Raw genomic sequence first — 17,030 nt, forward strand, 5'->3', positions numbered from 1 at the left:
TGGATCTCGCGCTGGCTGGCGTTGCGATCGAGTAATGTAAATACAGTGCTTTGCAGGTGTGGCTTCAAGACGTTCAACTCCCAGTCCCCTTGCTCGATAAAAGGGGACGAAAATAAACGTCCTGCCGGACCGGCTACCGCTGTTCAGCGGCGCTGCCGGCGATCATCAGGTGGGGGAGTTTCAAGTGACCATACCCGGGGGATTTTGACCGACCCACGGGGCCCGGGGGTTTCGACAGATCGACGATAGTCGTGCTCCCGGAGCGGGTCACCATGGGTGCATCGGCAAAGGGAAAGGTCGCGAAGGCGCTGCGCAAGACCCGGAGGGCCTTCTCGGCCTGCTGTCGCGACGGACGCTTGGGGATATCAGGCGCGTCGATTCCTGCGCACCAGTAGCCGGTCTGAGGATCGTAGCCCTGAGCGATCCGGATATTGCCGTCATTCGAAAGAATCGGAGCGCGGCAGATACCGTTCAATTCGCCGACAGCCCATTTGTCGTGCAGATTGAGATACAGGCGCGCAACGCGATCCGGCAGCGTCACCGGCTCAAGCACGATCTCTCCTTGGACGATCTTTTGAAAGACCGGCCGGCAGACGCGGTGACCATGATTGACCACGTCATGAACGGTGATCGGTCGCGCAACGGGCCCACGGTCCGACTCCACGACCTTCACCAGCGCCTCGGCTCTCCGAAAGAAGACATCAGCCGCCGAGAGCTGGTCGGCCAACCGTACGGCGGCGGCCGGAAGATCGGCCTGATCAATAATCAGATCGGGCAACCCGGCGGGGGCACACTTTGGAAGCGCAGACGTCGCGCCCTGCTGCTTGCGCTTGTTCTCTGAGGCGGCTTTCGACATCCGGTCCCCTTCTTCACCACTGTCGCCATCGTCCGGTGCAGCTCGAGGACGACCTCTACTCGCAAAAACAGCGGAAACTTCCCGAGACCCCCCAGGAAGTTTGCTCACGGCGATGAATTACGCTTGGCGCGGGTGATGGCATTCGACCCATCGTTCCTTCGAGTGCCGAGTGAAGCTGAGTGAGTAGGATGCGCTTCTTCACGTACGAGACAAGAATCAAGCGCGACGCCAAGCGCCTCAAGAAGTCTTTGGCCCGACATGGATACGATCTGCGGCACGTCGGCTGCCTCGATCTGATGGCGCGCTTGCATGGCTTTTCGCGCTTTACTGAGTGGAAGAGCGCGGTGTGGGACGGACCGCTGAGCGCCTTCGATGAGGACGCCGACGACGCGGTCGTCGAAGCCCGCTTCCAGCATCAGGAGCGTGTGATGACTGAGGCCGGTTTCACCGACATCGCGGGCGCAGTGTTGGATGAGGTGAACCCAACGGGCCGCCACAAGCAGCCGCTCCACAGCGGTGACGAGTTCGCGGACGACGCGAGCTCGGCCTCGGGCCTGGACTAGGGAAGGCGCGATGATGTCCGACACGTTCATCGAACAGATGATCACGGTGGCGCTCCCCGCCACTGACCGGTTTGTGGAGAACCACCACAACAAGGCCAAGGCGGCGATTGCGGCGATGTCGCTGTCCCGCCAGTGGGGCGCGGAAACGAATCTCCGGAGCTGGCGCCGCTGGATCAATTCTATCGATCCCGCCCGGGATAATGGCTGGGCCTTCTGCGGCGTTGAGCTCAAGCCCGGCGCTGACGCCACGCTGCCCCTCGGCGCGGTGATCGTGGCCTGCGACTACAGCTGGGCGAAGGCCAAGTGGTACGCCGGACAGTTCATCCAGCCCATGAGGGTCGATGCCGCGCTCTACGAGGTGAAGGATGACGGCTTGATCGAGTTGACGCGCTCGATGCGTCGGGCATGGGCGCGCGACCTGCTCGGCTGGCTTGTCAGGAACCGACCGGACGTGCCGGTCGCGAAGATCAGCACGTCGGACGCGCGCGGGGCGATGTGATGGCGCGCACCAACAAGACCAAGTTGCGCGGCAAACGATCAGCAGTGGATCGTACGAAACAGCGCCACCGCGCGAAGGCCCGGCGCAAGATCGATCCGATGTCGCAATCGTATGGACCGATCGGTCGCGCCTGGAAGGCGTTTAACCAGAAGCTGTTTGGCGGCGAGTTGCCGCCTTGCCTGATCACGCTACAGCGCAAGAAGCGCGCTTTGGGCTTCTTCGCAGGACGGCGCTTCCGGTCCTCGGACGGCACCATCATCACCGACGAAATTGCTCTCAACCCTGCGCACTTCGCACAGCGCGGCGCCAAGCGGGTGTTGTCGACGCTCGGTCACGAGATGGCCCACCAGTGGCAGCATCACCACGGCAAGGTCTCGCGTGGTGGCTATCACAACTTGCAGTGGGCGGCCAAGATGGAAGAAATCGGCCTCGTGCCCTCGCACACCGGGCGGCCGGGCGGCGAGAAGACGGGCCAGCGGATGACGCACTATGTCAGGCCCGGCGGCCCGTTTGACCGCGCCGCTGACAAGCTGATCGCGAAGGGTTTCGCGCTCGCGTACGTGGAGCGCACGACGAAAGCCGCACGCAAGATCGCGCTGAAGAAGCGCCTGAGCAAGACGCGATACCAGTGCGCCGGCTGCGGGCAGAACGCCTGGGCCAAGCCGGACGCCCATTTCATCTGCGGCGACTGCAAACTGCGGCTCCTGCCGTAGCCACCTAGTCAAGAGGCTTAGTCAGAGGAGAAGTAAGCGTGAGTGCAGCATGGGACTTTGTGTGTGCCATCGAGGCAATCGGTGAAACGCCGCTGGGGGTGGATTTTCAACAGACGCTGATGCGGTCCCTGACGCAGAAGCTGCAGCACGCTGTCGGCGACAAGCGCCCGTGCATCCTGGAAATCCCGGCCCAGCTCGGCCTTCCTCCCTATCTGCCGACCACGACCACTCCGGTTCGCTTTCACGTCGGCAATTGGGCAACGGTCTCCGCCGTGGAGCGCATGGTGCGCAACGGAGTCCTGCAGACCGCACCAGTCCAGCTCTGGGATGAGACCGGCCTGGTCACTCGCGGCATCCAGGGGATGCGTAACGACAGGCCGGTCATGATGATCACGGCCGCACGCAGTCTCGAAACGCTATTCGTCCGTATCGGCGCCTTTGATCGCCGGCTGCAGTTCGGCGGCAAGAACTAGGCGCAATCCGGCAATTCCATCCAAGACAATCAATTCAGGAGGTTGAACGTGGCGAAGAAGGTCCCGCCGAAGGCGTCCAATACGGCGAACGAGAAGGACAGGCGCAAGAAGGCGCGCAAGCGGCGAGAGAACGCTGCCGTGCGGCAGCGCGAACAGGACGCACGCGATTACGGCGAGATCCCTCCGCCGCTGGCAGTCTTCGAGATTCTGCCGAACGTGCTGCAGACCGGCAACAACGGCATCGTGATGGCCTTCGTGAAGGAGATGCCGCCGAAGAAGGACTTTGCGGGCCGCTATGAACAAAGCGGCGTGGTGCAGCAGCTCAACATTGCTCTCGGCGTGCAGACGCTGCTGGCGTACCACTGCCTCACGGCGCTGCTTGGGAGCGGTGCGAAAGCCAAAGAGGAACTGGGCAAAATTGGCGGCGGGTCCGATACCGTTGACTATCGGTTGAACATCGGACGCAAGCATTTGATGAGCCGCACCGCGTTTGAATCAGAGGACGAGCTCAAACTGTGGGCCCCCCTTAAGCTGCAAATGGACCATGGGACGCCGCCGTGCGCAGCGGAGTTCACCAAGATGATCGAGGCCGAGACGGAAGCGGTAAGGCTGATCTCTCGCGCCTATGACCGCGCCCAGCGCGTAGCGGCAGCTCACAAGGCGGCAGCCGACATGGGCGCAGCGGATGCGGCGGCGCGGTTGGAGCTAGACTACACCCATTCCAGCACGGATGTGTCTTGGACCGAAGCCTGCCAGATCGCGATTTCCGCCGACATCAATCCTGCGGAGCTCTGGATGGAATATGGAGCATCCTACGGGAAGACGTTCGAGATCGCGCGGTTCATCGGACGCATCAATGCCGGCCTCGAGGCCAAGCTCGGTCCCGAGCTCTTCGGGATCGCGCGGCAAGTGCTGGTCGCCCATCCCTGTGGGACCGAATTGTCGCGGGTTTGGACGAGATTGAGGGAGCTCCTGATCCTGGCGATCTCCGCGGACCAGTTCGAGCAGGGGCTCTGCAGCGCAGAAGCCGTCGCCGGCACCATCCGGATCGCGCGGGCAACGCGAGAGCTTTCAGTCATGCGACCCTCCACCGCTGTCCCGTAATCAGCGCGGCGGATGGCCGAGGCCATCCGGCGTCAGGGGCCCCCTGGACATAGTTGTAACACACTGATCCGACGGCGAAATTTCGCGCCCATTCATCCATTCGCTTGGTCGGGCGGCCGATGGAAGGATCGCGGGTGGGCGGATAATCGCCCGCTCACAAGAGGATCACCATATGCTGAAGAATCTCGACGCCTACCCGCTGCCCCTGGATCGCATCGCCGCAGAGGATGAGATCCCGCCGATGACGCGGCTCATCATCCAGGAAGTCGGTCATGTGACGGTGGCCGCGGCGGCCGGCATCCCCGTCGACTACGTCATCATCGACGAGCAGGGCCACCGTCACGCCACGTACATCGATGAGATCTATCGCCCGCGGTTGGAGCGCGACAGGGTGCTCAATGCCAGAATCCTGGCGGGGGGCTACGCGGCCGAGCTCGCCATGCTCGGTGCGGCCAACCTGTGGGTCTCGAGCGAGGACCTGTTCACCCTCGCCGGCTACCTCGGCATTTCCGCGAGCGGGGCTCCCGAGGGCTGGATGAAGCAGACCGCGCTCCGCGCGCTGTGGGTCTACCAGCCGGTGCTCGAGGTAGACGCGGTCGAGCCGATCAAGCGCACCTACGCCAAGCTCGCGGCGGCGATCAAGAGCAAGCAGTACCTCGGTTCTGGCGCCCACGTCATCCCGATCGAGGCCTTCCATACCATCGCGCTGCCGTTGCCGGATGCGGAGTACTGGCGCGCGCGCCAGCGCACCAAGGCCGGCAGCGGCTCGGACGAGATCCTGGCCACCTTGCGCGCCGGCGCCCCGTCCGGGGTCTAACGCGAAGGCGCCACGCCGAATGGCGTGGCGCCTTCGCCCATGCCTCACGCGGCGAGACATCCAGGCAGCCAGGATCGCATGGTCGACTGTCATGCCTCGTCAGATCTCAACGAGAATCGAGACCACAGAGCATGAAAAAAGACAGTAACACGGAGAGCAAAACGCCCGGATTTGCCGAGGTTGGTCCCGCCGCACTGATCCTGACCTCCGATGAAGGCGCCGCCGGCAAGACGACGACGGCGCTGCAGCTCGTCACCGCCTTCGGCCTCGCTGGCTTGCCGCTCGACCTTTTTCAGATGGACACCAAGCGCAAGCTGTCAATGAAGGCGGGCGTGCCGGTGGAAAGCCTTCTCGTCCCGGAGCACCGCGAGAGCCGCGGCGACGACTTGGTGCCCAGCGACATTATCGCGCCCTGGTACCGCGCCGTTACCGACGCGCCGCAGACGCTGCGTTCGACCTTGCTGGAGGTTGGCGGCGCGCTCGCGCCGCTGTTCCACGTCGCGATTGCGGATCTCGACCTCGATGAGGACATCACCAGCTTGGGCTTGCAGGTAATGCCGCTTGTCGTCTGCAAAGCTGGTGAGGATTCCGCCTCACAGATGATCCGCGAGCTCAAGCGCATCGAGCGGAATCTCCCCAACGCCACCACGGTGCTGGTGCTCAATCACTATGCGGGCGACCCGACGAAGGCCATCAGCTACTGCCAGGAAGACACCCGCAAAGCCTTCATGAGCGCGATCAAGCGCTATCCCGTGATCGAGATGCCAAAGGTCCGCGCTCGCAGCATGGCCATCTACGAGCGCCTTCAGGCGCTCCCCTCTACCATCGTGTCCTGGCACGCCGACAATTATGCGGAGGCGATCCGCCAGACCGGCGCGCCGCGTGACGAGGCGAAGATCCTGGTAAAGGACATCGCGGAGTGGTCGGCGATCATGCAGGATGAGATCTGCCGCATCCTGCCGTTCCTCTCGGGAGAGCGTCATGGCTGATCGCCGTGCCATCTTCCACAAGGACATGGCGAAGGTGAAGAGGGACGCCGCAAACGAGTCGCGGCAGCTCATGAACCGCCTCAAGCAGATGACGCCGGCGCAGTTCTTGCGCCTGCCTGCCAAGACATTGGCACGCCTGACGGCCGCCCAGCATCGCGAGGTCGTCGGTACGATCGCGCCGGAGATTACGCTGTCGGCGCCTCCCCCGCTGCCCGAACCGAAGCGCGCGACCCTAAGTTGGCGTGAGCGGTGGCAGCTGTTGCCCTCCTCGGCGCAGATGACGGCGATCACGTCGGTGTTGACCACTGTGATTGTCATCGTGGCAGTTGCGAGCCCGCAGGTCTTGAGGTGGACTCTGACGCACATCGAAATCGTGCGACCGGGAGAGCGTGGGAGCTGGCCGCGCTGCGCCCGGCTGAGCCGGTACACCGATGGCTGCCTGTATTCCCCGACCTATGACATGGACTGGGATGCTCTTGCAGAGCAACTGCACATTCCGCGGCCGCAGCTTTACGACGACAACAAGCATCTTCCCCCGCAGTTCATTCCTGCGCGGGCGCCAATCGTGGTTTGGCGTCACCGTGGCCGCCTAGTGGAGTGATAAGCATGAATCGCCTCGCAAAGTACGAATATCGCCCGGCGGCGCCTGCGGCATTCGCCCTCATTGGCATGGCTTTGCTGTCATGCCTGGTCGGGCTCGCGTTGTCCTTTGCCCTGCTCCCGCCGATGGCGTGGCGGGGGGATGTGGCGGTCGCGGTTACCGTTACCGATCTGGTTTCCAACATCAACGCGCGCGGCTTATACGCCGCACTATCCGCTGACGATCTGCTCCGCGAAACACTCCCCCGGCTGATCGGCGTAGCGCTCGCGGCGCTCATGTCGGGAGTTATCGCGTTTCGGATGCGCCGTCGCGCTACACCCATTGTGGATGGTCGTGAGCACTACGAAGGCCTCAAGCTCCTGAAAGGCGGAGCCGCGATTGCGAGCGCGAATGCGTTGCTGGGCAAGGAGCCCAAAGGAACTGATCGTACGATACAATGGCTGCCAGGCGTGTTCATCCCGCGCGTCATGGAGGTTCAAAACCTCTTGATCCTTGGCGCCATCGCTTCCGGCAAGACACGCATCATCCTGTATCTGCTGGAAGAAATGATCGGTCGGCTGCTGCGAAATCCCACCGCCGATTACGGCCTGTTCGTCCACGACACGACTGGCGAGATATTGGACGGATTCCCGATGGAGGACGGTCAGTTCGCCGTCATCAATCCTGATCGTCCGGGAACGTTTGCCTGGGCGATGGGGCGGGATCTTCGCGACGACAGCGATTGCGAAAGCGCGGCCGAGCAGATCATCGGACAGACCAGCGAAGCGTTCTGGGGCAAAGGTGCCGCGACGCTCTTTGCGGGTTGCATGATCGTGTGCAAAGCCAAGTGCGGCGACACCTGGGGGCTGCCGCAGCTCTATATGGCCTGCCTCCGCGAGCCCGCGCAAATGAAGACGGAATTCGAGCAATACTATCGCCCGGCGTCGGGTCTCATTGAATTCGATGCATCGGGCGAACTCAGCAAGACCACCGTCTCGCTGTTGTTGACGTTCCGTGGCAGCGTGCTGCGAGTGCTCCGACCACTGGCAAAAGCATGGGTGGACGTTCCGCGTGAGCGGCAATTCTCGTTTGGAGAGTGGGTTAGCGGATCGAACCCGAATCAGCCGAAGGTCGTCATCGTTCAGCGGTCCGGCCGTCATCCGGAAACCAGCGCGGCCTGGATCGGGATGGCCGTCGATTTCATTACGGCGGCGGTCGGTGACAATAGATTGCCGGTGAGCCAAACGCGCATCCGGAACTTCGTCCTTGACGAGGCCCCTGCGCTGGGCCGGCTGCGGCGATGGCCAGAGCTCCTGGACGTCGCAAGGAACAAGGGAGCATCTACAATCGCCGCCATTCAGGACATCGCACAGTTCAAGCGGATCTATGAGGATGCGGCTCCCAGCATCTTCCAGCGCTTCAGGATCAAGATCGTCTGCGCCCAGACACAAGGCCCCGAAACGACGGAGCTTGCCGAACAGACGATTGGCAAGCGGTCAATTCTCGAGGCGGACGTGACGCTGACCGTTGAGCGGGGGCCGGCAGGCCGAAGCGAGCAAAGCGTGATGACGAAACGGATCCGAGAGGTACCAATCGTCCGAGCGGAATACCTCGCGTACCGGCTCGGCGTTGCCCATCGGAAGGTCAAAGCTCTGGTTCTTGGGCTCGGCGACGTGCTGGAAGTGGAATGGCCAATGCGAGTCTGGCGGAAGCGGAGGCAGACTTAATACGCCACGGTCTTTGGCGCACGTACGCTGAAACTCTGGAATGTCTACAACGGAGGCGCAGGTGGTGCGCAGGGTTCTCGTGCATTCGTCCAATCGGACGGACGCCTTGCGCGATACGGGCTCGGCGGTGGGCCGATGACGTTCGGCGGAAGCCCTGGGCTCGGTTGACTCTCGAAGCCGTCGTGCCTGCGCTACTGCGTCTGCACGGTGACAATAGAAGAGAGCTTGCCTGCCGAGCAGCTGAACGACAAGCCCGCGAAATCTAGGCTCACGTCTTCGTCGGGTCTGGACAACGTCCTCTTGAGACAGCGTATTGCGCCCTCTCGAACGCTGTCCGCTCTGCCATGGAGCACGACCGAACCGGCGGCGCCGAGAAAATCAAAATAGTCAGTCTTCGGATATTTTCTCTCTACGACGGCGACAAAATTCCTGAATGGCAAGCAGCCGATCGAGGCATATTTTACGGATGGATGGGAAAGAAAGATCACCACTGAGCTTCGCCGGCCGACGCTAACGTCTGGTACGCGCGCGGCGACTTCGCCGGCCATCGCATCACACTCATCGGCTTTACCTGGACAAATCGATCCGAGGCTGAGCATCGCGATTGCGAGAGAAAGGACTTTCAGCATGCGCTCTTCGACGTGTTCTCGTTTCCAGAAGCCAGCCCAAAGGAGACTGCCTCACGTGCCATCATGCCGAGTTTCGCGCGCGGATGGTTGTTCTGCCCTAGCCAATTCGGAATGTTCGCCCCTTGCGAGACGAAATGCTCAACGTGAACGACGGTTATCTGTCCATCGGTGTACGCAACCTCGTTCACGGTTCGCCAAGTACCAGGCCGCCCCGCCTCGATCGCACGGCGCGCTGCGGACACATAGCTCCCCTTAGCGCCAAGACCGAACATGATGATCAGCTTCGTTCGATCGGGTAGGTTGCGCAAGAACGTGGTCGCGCAAGCATGCGAAATTCGCTTGCCAAACTCATGCTTCATGAACTCGTCGATCATCCCGCCACTGCCGACCCATGTCTTCCCGTCGAAGCGCTCGACGGTACAGCGGACCAGCGAGCCCCATCCGAAGCGGCCCTGCGTATTGGCAATCGTCTGATCGACGAGGTCCTTTAGCTCCTCGGGGTGGGCGGCCGGAAGCAGACCCACATGGGCCAGAATCTTGCCGACCTGTTTCCGGCCCTTTCGGTATGGAATTTCATTATGAGGAAGCCGTTGAAGCTCGCCAGCTTGGCTGGGACCCTTCGAGAAGCCCAGGATGAGGACTTCAGGTTCGGTGTTCCCCCAAGCGAGCGGATTTGCGGTTATCCGCCAAGCTTGATCTGCGCTCAGCGTCCGCGTTTCATCGAACGAGAATCGGTCGGAATGATAGATCGAGCAAGAAATGCGGCCATGCGCCGGAAGCGAGCAAGTCATGATTCCATCGTTGCTTTTTGCGAGTTAAAACAGCCGAGACGCTACCGAACACTTTAAATCGGCGGACATTCCCATCTGCGCCTTCTCCCCGCGATCAAGCTTGGTCTGCTCTTCCCTGCTTAACCACCGCATGTTCATTTCGCCGGATGTCCGGTCAAGCGAGCCGGCCACAAGAAAGCCCTTCCACGTCCCGTTGAAACTGACGGATGATTTATCGACGCCTGTTATGCCATAGCGCCCGAACGGCGTGCTGATGCGCATAGTTTCCAGATCAACCTGTGTCGCTGTTGGAGACACCGCCGCGTGGATTACAGTTGGAAGGTACTGATGGAGCGTGCCATTGCACGTAAGCTCGATTGGCGCAGCGGCGGCGCTCGAAGCGGCGCTCAGGAATGCAGCCACCGCAACAGAGAGTTTCATTGTTGGAACCAGCCCCGGGTCTTGGCGAACACACGGGCCTTCTAATCAGATCAACACCTCGAAGTCATCTCATCATTCGGTAGCATTGATTCTGGCTCTCGACCTTCAGTGCTATCGCGGTGCATGTGGATACCGAAACTCATCGGCCTGGGCCGTTTCGCATTGTTTACTTGGACGTCTCGCTCTCGACGTAGGCCATCCAGTTATCGGCGCCGGCATATTCGCGTGCCAAGCCGTCGAGCAGGATTTGGCGGTGCGCCTCTGCCGGAATGACCTGCGGCAGCATTGCCAGAAACAACGGCTGACGGCTTTCACCGCTGTCCGACATGATGGTCCGTAGCAGATCCTCGCCGTGGTGCTTCGGGGCGATGATGGTCTCGGCGAGACGGTAGGCCTTGCGCTTCATGATGGGATAGAGGTCTGACATTCGTGTTCCTTGCTGTAGCTTGGGCGTCCCTTGACTTAGAAGGCGTCAAGCCGCGCTTCAAGGTCTTGGGCTTAGTGGTCACAGTGAAAGCTCTTTGCGTGCCATTCAGGTCAGGCCGTGGCAAGCGAACTATCAAATGTCTCGAGGAGAAATAGCGCCGCTTTATCCAAGCCATCGCGAACGTCACCAAATTTGGACGCCATAGCGACGTACGGATCTCTCCAACGTCGGGGGCAAGCCGATCGATGCGGGGACGCGTACAGAGGGCCCTCGTCTGGAGGAGTTTTCTGGAACCCTCATCAAACGGACTTGAGTGCCGTAGAGCGAGGCAGCCTGGACAACCGCGGCGAGGTTGATCGGTTCTCTTGAGGAAGTCGAAACAAGAAGCGGGCACGCATGTGGCGCCTTCGGACTGAGCTTCCAAAGCATACAGCACATTCGAGCGGCTCGTTCTCTCCAGCAACGCTCGGGATCCAAGCAATTGAAATAACTTCATTAATTCGGCCGCATTGATTCAATCGCCTTTGCTGGAGATATGCATATTGAAGAAGGCCTCCATCGGGGGCCTTTTTCGTGGTTGCGACCTGGAATCCAGCAGCGGCGAGCTCGTACTACACGCGTCAGCGTGAGACGGAGTATTACGCCGGCAGTGGCGAGCCGCCCGGCATCTGGTACGCGCCGGCCGGGGATTTTGGTCTCGTCGACGGATCGTGCGTCGACCGCGTCACCTTCGATCGCCTGTATCATGCGCGCGATGAAGGTGGCGCTCCGCTGCTCGAACAGATTCGCCGCCACAAAGAGCGTACGCCCGCCTTCGACATCACCCTAAGCGCGCCGCGTTCGGTCAGCCTCGTTTGGGGCCTTGGATCGTACGATACAAAATGTCTGATCGAAGCGGCTCAGCAGAAGGCGGTTCGGGCCACGCTCGCCATGCTGGAACGCGAGGCGACATGGGCGCGTCGCGGGTTCAAGGGCGCCTTCCTGGAAGGAGTCGCGTTGTCCTCGGCGACTTTTCAGCACGGGGAAAGTCGAAAAGCTCAGCACAGTGACGGGCGTGTGTTTGCCGATCCGAATCTGCACACGCATTGCGTATGCCTGAACATCGCGACACGTCCGAGCGATCATACTGTCGGCGGACTCCACTCGAAAATCATCCGCGATTTCAAGATGGCGGCCGGGGCGACGTATCACGCCGCGCTGGCCCATGAGCTTGAGAAGATCGGATTCGCGATCGACCGCGTCGGCAAGAACGGCGTGTTCGAGATCGCCGGCGTTGACGATGCGACGATCAAGTATTTCAGCGCGCGGCGCCAGGAGATCGAGGACGAACTCGCTGGACACGGCGTAACCAGCGGCCAGGCGACTGCGCTTGCGGCCGCCATCGCCAAGGCGACGCGAAGCAGCAAGCGCGAGAGCGAGAGCGTCGGGCGGGAGGAGGTCTGGCGCGATGCCGCGCGGTCGTTCGGCCTGGATACCGAGTCGTTCGCCGAGAACTTGAGGGACCAATCAAACACGCTCGATCAGGAAGCGGGCGAACGGGTCCTCTCGGAGCGATTGACAGCCCTGCCGGCGAGCCTCACGGAACATGAGAGCGTCATCGAGCGGCGTGAGCTGCTGCGCTCGGTGACAGCCGGGTTGGTCGGCACCGGCCTGCTGGTCGAGCGCGCGGAGATCGAATTTAACCGCCTGCTGAGCCAAGGCGCGTTCGTGGAAATTGGGCATGATGCGCTTGGCTTGCCCTGCTACTCGACCCCGGAGATGCTCGCAATCGAGCGAGAGGTCGTCGAACAGGCGCAACGTCTCGCAAAGCAGTCCTGGCGTTTCGTCGATCCGGGGGCGCTGAGAGACCGTTGCCGAGCCTTGGGGCTCATGGCCGAGCAGACGGACGCAGCGCTCGCCGCAACGACAAGCTCGGCGGTTGCCATCGTTGAAGGCGCCCCCGGGGTGGGCAAGTCGACGCTCCTCGCGCCGGTTGTAGAGGGATACGCCAAGGCCGGATGCCGGGTGATCGGCGCCGCATCCGCGTGGCGAATCGCCAACATGCTCCGGGATGACCTCGGAATCGAAGCCCGGGCAACGGCCTCCTGGATCGCGCGGCTCAAAGCCGGCGAGAAGGTGCTCGACAAGCAGACGGTCTTGATTGTCGACGAGGCCGGCCTGCTGTCCTCGCGGGACATGCATGCGCTGCTTGGCGCCGTCACCGTAGCCGGCGCCAAGATCATCCTCGTGGGGGATCGGCAGCAGCTCCAGGCGATCGGCGCCGGTCCTGGCCTGGATCTGGTGGCGCGCGCCGTTGAAGCTGCGCGCGTCAACAACATTGTTCGCCAGCGCGAGGCCTGGGCGCGCGAAGCCATCACAGCCTTCGGCACCGGGCAGTCAGTGTCCGCGCTCGAGGCGTTCGCTGAGCAGGGCTTGCTGATCGAAGCCGACGGCGCCAAGGCGGCCATCGCTCAGGTGCTGGATTCGGCTGAGCAAGTCCATTCCGGCGACCCCGCTGCCTCGATCCTGATCCTTGCAAAGTCCAACGCCGCGGTGGCCGCCATCTCACAGGCCGCCCGCGAGCGCCTCAAGCACAGCGGCATCATCCGGGGCCCCGAAGTTAGCTTCACCGCGGCCACGCCGTCCGGCCACTCAACCCAGATTACGTTGGCGGCCGGGGACAAGATCAGGTTCCTCGTCCGCGATGACGAACTTGGCGTGGTCAATGGCTCTACCGCGACCATCATCAAGGTCAGTGAAGCCGCCGCGCCCCTTGTAGATGAAAATCGGATCATCATCGAAGCCGACATCGAGGGGCGGCGAATTGCCTTCGATCCGATGCGGCTTGCCGACGCGCAGGGACGCCCCCGTCTTGGTTGGGCTTATGCATCGACCATCTACGGCTGCCAGGGCCTCACGGTCGATCATGCGGTCGTGTATCTGGATCACAGCTACAATCGCCACGACGCCTACGTGGCGACGAGCCGTGCGCGGGAGCGGACGGCGCTCGTGGTCGACGCCAAGAGCATTGATCGGCGCCTCGCCGCCGAACTGCCCTTCGATCAACAGCGTGATGATGTGGTCTTTTCGGCGAGCCAGCGCCAGAACTGGCTTGCCGAACGACTATCGCGCGCCTCGCCCAAGATTTCCACGCTCGACGTCATTGAGGGTTCGCGACCGCTCGAGCGGCAGACGGAGAAGGATCGGCATCATCGGCGGGAGCTCAGCTATGAGCTCTAAGCCGATGGCGGCGCGGTCGCGCATCAAGCGGCGGACGAGGGCCGTCGGCGCATGCGTTCATGCTCCCGCGGCTACTCCTGATGGTGTGTCGAAGAAGAGAGGGCGCCGACAGCCGCAAGCCGAGGACTTTCACGTAACACTTGATCTGCCGCCCTCGCCGCCGATCCTGGACCGCGAGTTGCGCGCGATTGAGATCCTGCTTGGCCGAGAGCTGCAGGATTTGCTTGCTGGTATTGAAGATTTCCCCGGAAAATAGCCGTTGACAACCCATCGAGTGAGATTCACGAATCGAGCGTTGAGAACGCCGTCAGCATCGAGCGTCACTAGAGTTCCGTCATGAACAAGCACGTCTTTCGCAATTCGATTTCAAAGCAGACTGAGGCGGCCAAGCGCGTTGCGACCTATTACAGAGTCAGCACCGGTCGCCAGTATGCCAATGAAGCGTCGATTCCGAGCCAGCGGAAAATTACAGCAAGCTTCTGCGATCAGAACGGCTACATCGTGGTCGAGGAATTTGTCGAAGCCAAGACCGCGACCGACGATCGGAGGCCGGTGTTGCAGGACATGATCGAGCGCGCGTGTGCGCCGGATCATCCCTACGACGCGATCGTGTTCTATGCATTCAACCGATTCTTCCGCAACGTCGCCGAGATGGAGTTGACGATCCGGAAGCTGCGCAAGCACGGTGTCGAGGTGGTCTCGGTCACGCAGCCAACGGGGGATGATCCCAGTCAAATCCTCGTTCGTCAAATCATCGGAGCCTTTGACGAACACACATCCAGAGAGATATCCAAGAACACAACTCGCGCGATGCGCGAGTCGGCCAAGCAAGGCTTTTGGAACGGTGCGACGCCGCCCCTCGGCTACAAGATCGTCGAGGCGGAGCGGCGCGGGCAGAAGATCAAGAAGAAGCTCGACATTGACGCAGTCGAAGCCGAAACCGTTCGGCTGATGTTCAAGCTTTACCTTGAGGGCGACGGCAAGACCGGCCCACTGGGCGTCAAGGAGACGACGAAATGGCTGAACAGCCATGGCTACCGCACCCGCCGGGGCGCGACATTCGGTGTCGGGCCGGTCCACAAGATCCTGACCAACAGCTGTTACGCGACCGGACAATGGCCGTACGGCGTGCGCAGCTCGCGGGATGGCCGGAAGCATGACCCATCGACGGTGATCCATATTTCCGTCCCCGTCCTGATCGAGCAAAGCGATTTCGATCGGGTGCAGGCGAAGCTCGCTCGCAGCAATCCCAAGACGGCGCCGCCGCGGGTCGTGAACGGCCCTTCACTGCTGACGGGCATCGCGGTCTGCGCCTCCTGTGGTTCCGGAATGACCCGGACCGGGACGACCAATCGACAGGGACGGTCGTACTCGTATTATTCGTGTGCGGGTTGCCAGCAGAAGGGCAAGTCGGTTTGCAAAGGTCGGCACATTCCGGCGGCGACCCTGGACGAAATCGTCTTGACCAACCTCAAGCAGCGCGTGCTGGCGCCCGACCGCATCGCCGACCTCCTGAAATCACTGATCGAGCGTCAGGCGGCAAAGAGCGAGTCCGCGGACGGCCGGCTGCTGGGTTTGCAGAAGGAATTGACCGACTGCGAAGATCGCATGAAGCGGCTTTACCGCTCGATTGAGGACGGCATCGTCGAGCTCGATGATATTCTGCGCGAGCGCACCGCCGCTCTGAAAGCTCAACGGGACCGGGCCAAGGCGGCCCTCGATCATGCCCGCGCCCAATGCGGCATGGCAGCCGCCGTGAATGCAGAGAAGATCGACGCATTCGCCCGGTTGATGAACGCGAAGCTCGATGCGGGCGACACCAACACCCGCAAGGGCTATATCCATTCGATCATCGATGCGGTCGAGGTCGACGACCAAGCGATCCGGATCATCGGCAGCAAGGATATCCTCCAGGCGGCCATTGCGGGCAAACAGACCGAGAACGGAAATGTTCGTGGTTTTGTACGCAAATGGCGCACCCGACACGATTCGAACGTGTGACCTTTGCCTTCGGAGGGCAACGCTCTATCCAGCTGAGCTACGGGTGCAGTTGCAGGTTCATTTAGCCGATTGGCGAGGGGCGGGCAACCGCTTCTCGCGACATTGAGCGCTAGGCTGATTTGGCCGATTTGCGCCGGAAAGGGCCCGGAACCGCTGCGGCCTGCCGGCCGAGACTGGCGAACTCGGCCAGCACCCGTTCGGCGCAGATGACGCGATTGCGCCCGAGCCGCTTGGCGACATAGAGCGCCTCGTCGGCCGCGCCCAGCAGCCGGTCGGGGCTGCCGTCGATCGCGCCGGGAATGTGGCTGGCGACGCCGACGCTGAGGGTGACGTGGTCGCCGGCGCCCGCAGCGCCGTGGGCGATCGCTAAGGCCAAGACGGCGCCGCGGATCTCCTCGGCGATGACGCAGGCACTGTCGCAATCCATGTCCGGCAGGACCAGCGCGAATTCCTCGCCGCCATAGCGGCTGGCGAGATCGAGCGGGCGCACGGCATGCCGGCTGACGACGGAGGCGATCGCGCGCAGGCATTCGTCACCGGTCTGGTGGCCATGGTGGTCGTTGAACAGCTTGAAATGATCGACGTCGACGAACAGCAGCGCCAGTGGCTTTTGCGTGCGATGGGCCCGGGCCCATTCGCTCACCAGCATCTGGTCGAATGAGCGGCGGTTCGACAGGCCGGTCAGCCCGTCCTTGGTGGCGAGCTCCTTCAGCGCCATCTCGGCGCGCTTCTGGTCGGTGAGGTCGCGCAGCGTCTCCACCACGGCGATCAGATGGCCGGCCTCGTCGTGGATCGGGCCGGCGTCGATGGCGAGATAGAGCTGGCTGCCGAGCTTCGGCATCGTGCACCAGTTCTCCGCGGAAAAGCCCAGCCCGTTATGGCCGCGCGCGCCATATTCCGAATAGAACTCCGGAAGCCGCTCCGGTTGGTCGAGTGCGACGAGATCGGCAAGGCAAGGGCGCCTGGTTTCGTAGAAGCCCTGCCAGTGCTTGTTGGTGCCGATCACTTCCGAGGCGGCGAGGCCGGTCAACCGTTCGCAGGCCCTGTTCCAGATCACGACGTGGCGCTTCGGGTCGATCACGAAGGTCGGCACCACCAGGTGCTGCATCAGCCGCACGGCATAGGAATCAGCGACGTCGGTCGTCTTGGCCGAAGACTTGGCCGAAGACTTGACTGAAGACTTGGCCGAAGCCTTTCGCGGCATCTTGCCCGACGGCTTCAC

At 62.1% G+C, this 17,030-nt stretch carries 18 protein-coding genes and 1 tRNA gene; 12 read left to right on the forward strand and 7 right to left on the reverse strand.

Going from position 1 to position 17,030, the window contains the following annotated elements; translation table 11 throughout:
* Positions 1-133: 133 nt before the first annotated feature.
* Positions 134-856 (reverse strand): hypothetical protein, encoded by a 723-nt coding sequence (locus K410_RS0104580; protein WP_028133739.1) that lies wholly within the window; start codon positions 854-856, stop codon positions 134-136.
* 188 nt (positions 857-1,044) lie between these two features.
* Between K410_RS0104580 and K410_RS0104585 the strand changes: the two genes are divergently transcribed.
* From K410_RS0104585 to K410_RS0104625, 9 genes are all read left to right on the forward strand, one after another.
* The gene (locus K410_RS0104585) at positions 1,045-1,419 is read left to right on the forward strand and encodes a hypothetical protein (RefSeq protein WP_028133740.1); all 375 of its coding nucleotides are present in this window, start codon (positions 1,045-1,047) and stop codon (positions 1,417-1,419) included.
* A 10-nt stretch (positions 1,420-1,429) separates the two neighbouring features.
* The gene (locus K410_RS0104590; protein WP_028133741.1) at positions 1,430-1,918 is read left to right on the forward strand and encodes a hypothetical protein; all 489 of its coding nucleotides are present in this window, start codon (positions 1,430-1,432) and stop codon (positions 1,916-1,918) included.
* On the forward strand, positions 1,918-2,631 hold the full coding sequence (locus tag K410_RS0104595) for a SprT-like domain-containing protein (protein ID WP_080672124.1): 714 nt from the start codon (positions 1,918-1,920) through the stop codon (positions 2,629-2,631). Before K410_RS0104590 ends, K410_RS0104595 begins: the two co-directional genes overlap by 1 nt.
* Before the next feature lie 38 nt (positions 2,632-2,669).
* A complete protein-coding gene (locus tag K410_RS0104600; RefSeq protein WP_155253229.1) occupies positions 2,670-3,104 on the forward strand; it encodes a hypothetical protein in 435 nt (144 codons plus the stop codon).
* A gap of 216 nt (positions 3,105-3,320) precedes the next feature.
* The gene (locus K410_RS0104605) at positions 3,321-4,208 is read left to right on the forward strand and encodes a hypothetical protein (protein ID WP_155253230.1); all 888 of its coding nucleotides are present in this window, start codon (positions 3,321-3,323) and stop codon (positions 4,206-4,208) included.
* 172 nt (positions 4,209-4,380) lie between these two features.
* A complete protein-coding gene (locus tag K410_RS0104610; protein WP_028133745.1) occupies positions 4,381-5,025 on the forward strand; it encodes a hypothetical protein in 645 nt (214 codons plus the stop codon).
* 131 nt (positions 5,026-5,156) lie between these two features.
* Complete coding sequence (locus K410_RS0104615; RefSeq protein ID WP_028133746.1) at positions 5,157-6,014, forward strand: nucleotide-binding protein; 858 nt, start codon at positions 5,157-5,159, stop codon at positions 6,012-6,014.
* Positions 6,007-6,615, forward strand: coding sequence for a hypothetical protein (locus tag K410_RS0104620; RefSeq protein ID WP_028133747.1), 609 nt, complete (start codon positions 6,007-6,009; stop codon positions 6,613-6,615). Before K410_RS0104615 ends, K410_RS0104620 begins: the two co-directional genes overlap by 8 nt.
* Before the next feature lie 5 nt (positions 6,616-6,620).
* Complete coding sequence (locus K410_RS0104625) at positions 6,621-8,321, forward strand: type IV secretion system DNA-binding domain-containing protein (protein ID WP_155253231.1); 1,701 nt, start codon at positions 6,621-6,623, stop codon at positions 8,319-8,321.
* Positions 8,322-8,512: 191 nt separating this feature from the next.
* Here K410_RS0104625 and K410_RS0104630 read toward each other — a convergent pair whose 3' ends face one another.
* The 4 genes from K410_RS0104630 to K410_RS0104645 all read right to left on the reverse strand — a co-directional run bounded on the left by K410_RS0104630 (position 8,513) and on the right by K410_RS0104645 (position 10,588).
* A complete protein-coding gene (locus tag K410_RS0104630) occupies positions 8,513-8,950 on the reverse strand; it encodes a hypothetical protein (RefSeq protein WP_028133749.1) in 438 nt (145 codons plus the stop codon).
* On the reverse strand, positions 8,944-9,741 hold the full coding sequence (locus tag K410_RS36510; protein ID WP_245269326.1) for a hypothetical protein: 798 nt from the start codon (positions 9,739-9,741) through the stop codon (positions 8,944-8,946). The genes K410_RS0104630 and K410_RS36510 overlap by 7 nt, the downstream gene beginning before the upstream one ends.
* Positions 9,742-9,765: 24 nt before the next feature.
* The gene (locus K410_RS0104640; RefSeq protein ID WP_028133750.1) at positions 9,766-10,161 is read right to left on the reverse strand and encodes a hypothetical protein; all 396 of its coding nucleotides are present in this window, start codon (positions 10,159-10,161) and stop codon (positions 9,766-9,768) included.
* Between the two features lie 166 nt (positions 10,162-10,327).
* Complete coding sequence (locus tag K410_RS0104645; RefSeq protein ID WP_028133751.1) at positions 10,328-10,588, reverse strand: hypothetical protein; 261 nt, start codon at positions 10,586-10,588, stop codon at positions 10,328-10,330.
* 573 nt (positions 10,589-11,161) lie between these two features.
* Between K410_RS0104645 and mobF the strand changes: the two genes are divergently transcribed.
* The 3 genes from mobF (at position 11,162) to K410_RS37955 (ending at position 15,808) form a co-directional block, all read left to right on the forward strand.
* Entirely contained in the window at positions 11,162-13,807 is a 2,646-nt protein-coding gene (gene mobF / locus K410_RS0104650) for a MobF family relaxase (RefSeq protein WP_049819931.1), read from the forward strand.
* Positions 13,797-14,063, forward strand: a complete 267-nt coding sequence (locus K410_RS36515; RefSeq protein WP_155253232.1) for a hypothetical protein — start codon at positions 13,797-13,799, stop codon at positions 14,061-14,063. The genes mobF and K410_RS36515 overlap by 11 nt, the downstream gene beginning before the upstream one ends.
* An 80-nt stretch (positions 14,064-14,143) precedes the next feature.
* Positions 14,144-15,808: a recombinase family protein gene (locus K410_RS37955; RefSeq protein ID WP_028133752.1), complete on the forward strand. Its 1,665-nt coding sequence runs from the start codon at positions 14,144-14,146 to the stop codon at positions 15,806-15,808.
* Here K410_RS37955 and K410_RS0104660 read toward each other — a convergent pair.
* Positions 15,779-15,855: transfer RNA gene (locus K410_RS0104660), tRNA-Arg, on the reverse strand. The two genes, K410_RS37955 and K410_RS0104660, sit on opposite strands and share 30 nt — an antisense overlap.
* A gap of 62 nt (positions 15,856-15,917) precedes the next feature.
* Positions 15,918-17,012, reverse strand: coding sequence for a sensor domain-containing diguanylate cyclase (locus K410_RS0104665; protein WP_028133753.1), 1,095 nt, complete (start codon positions 17,010-17,012; stop codon positions 15,918-15,920).
* Between the last annotated feature and the right edge of the window lie 18 nt (positions 17,013-17,030).

The sequence above is a fragment of the Bradyrhizobium sp. 22 genome, from assembly GCF_000482425.1.
Lineage (GTDB): Bacteria > Pseudomonadota > Alphaproteobacteria > Rhizobiales > Xanthobacteraceae > Bradyrhizobium > Bradyrhizobium japonicum_B.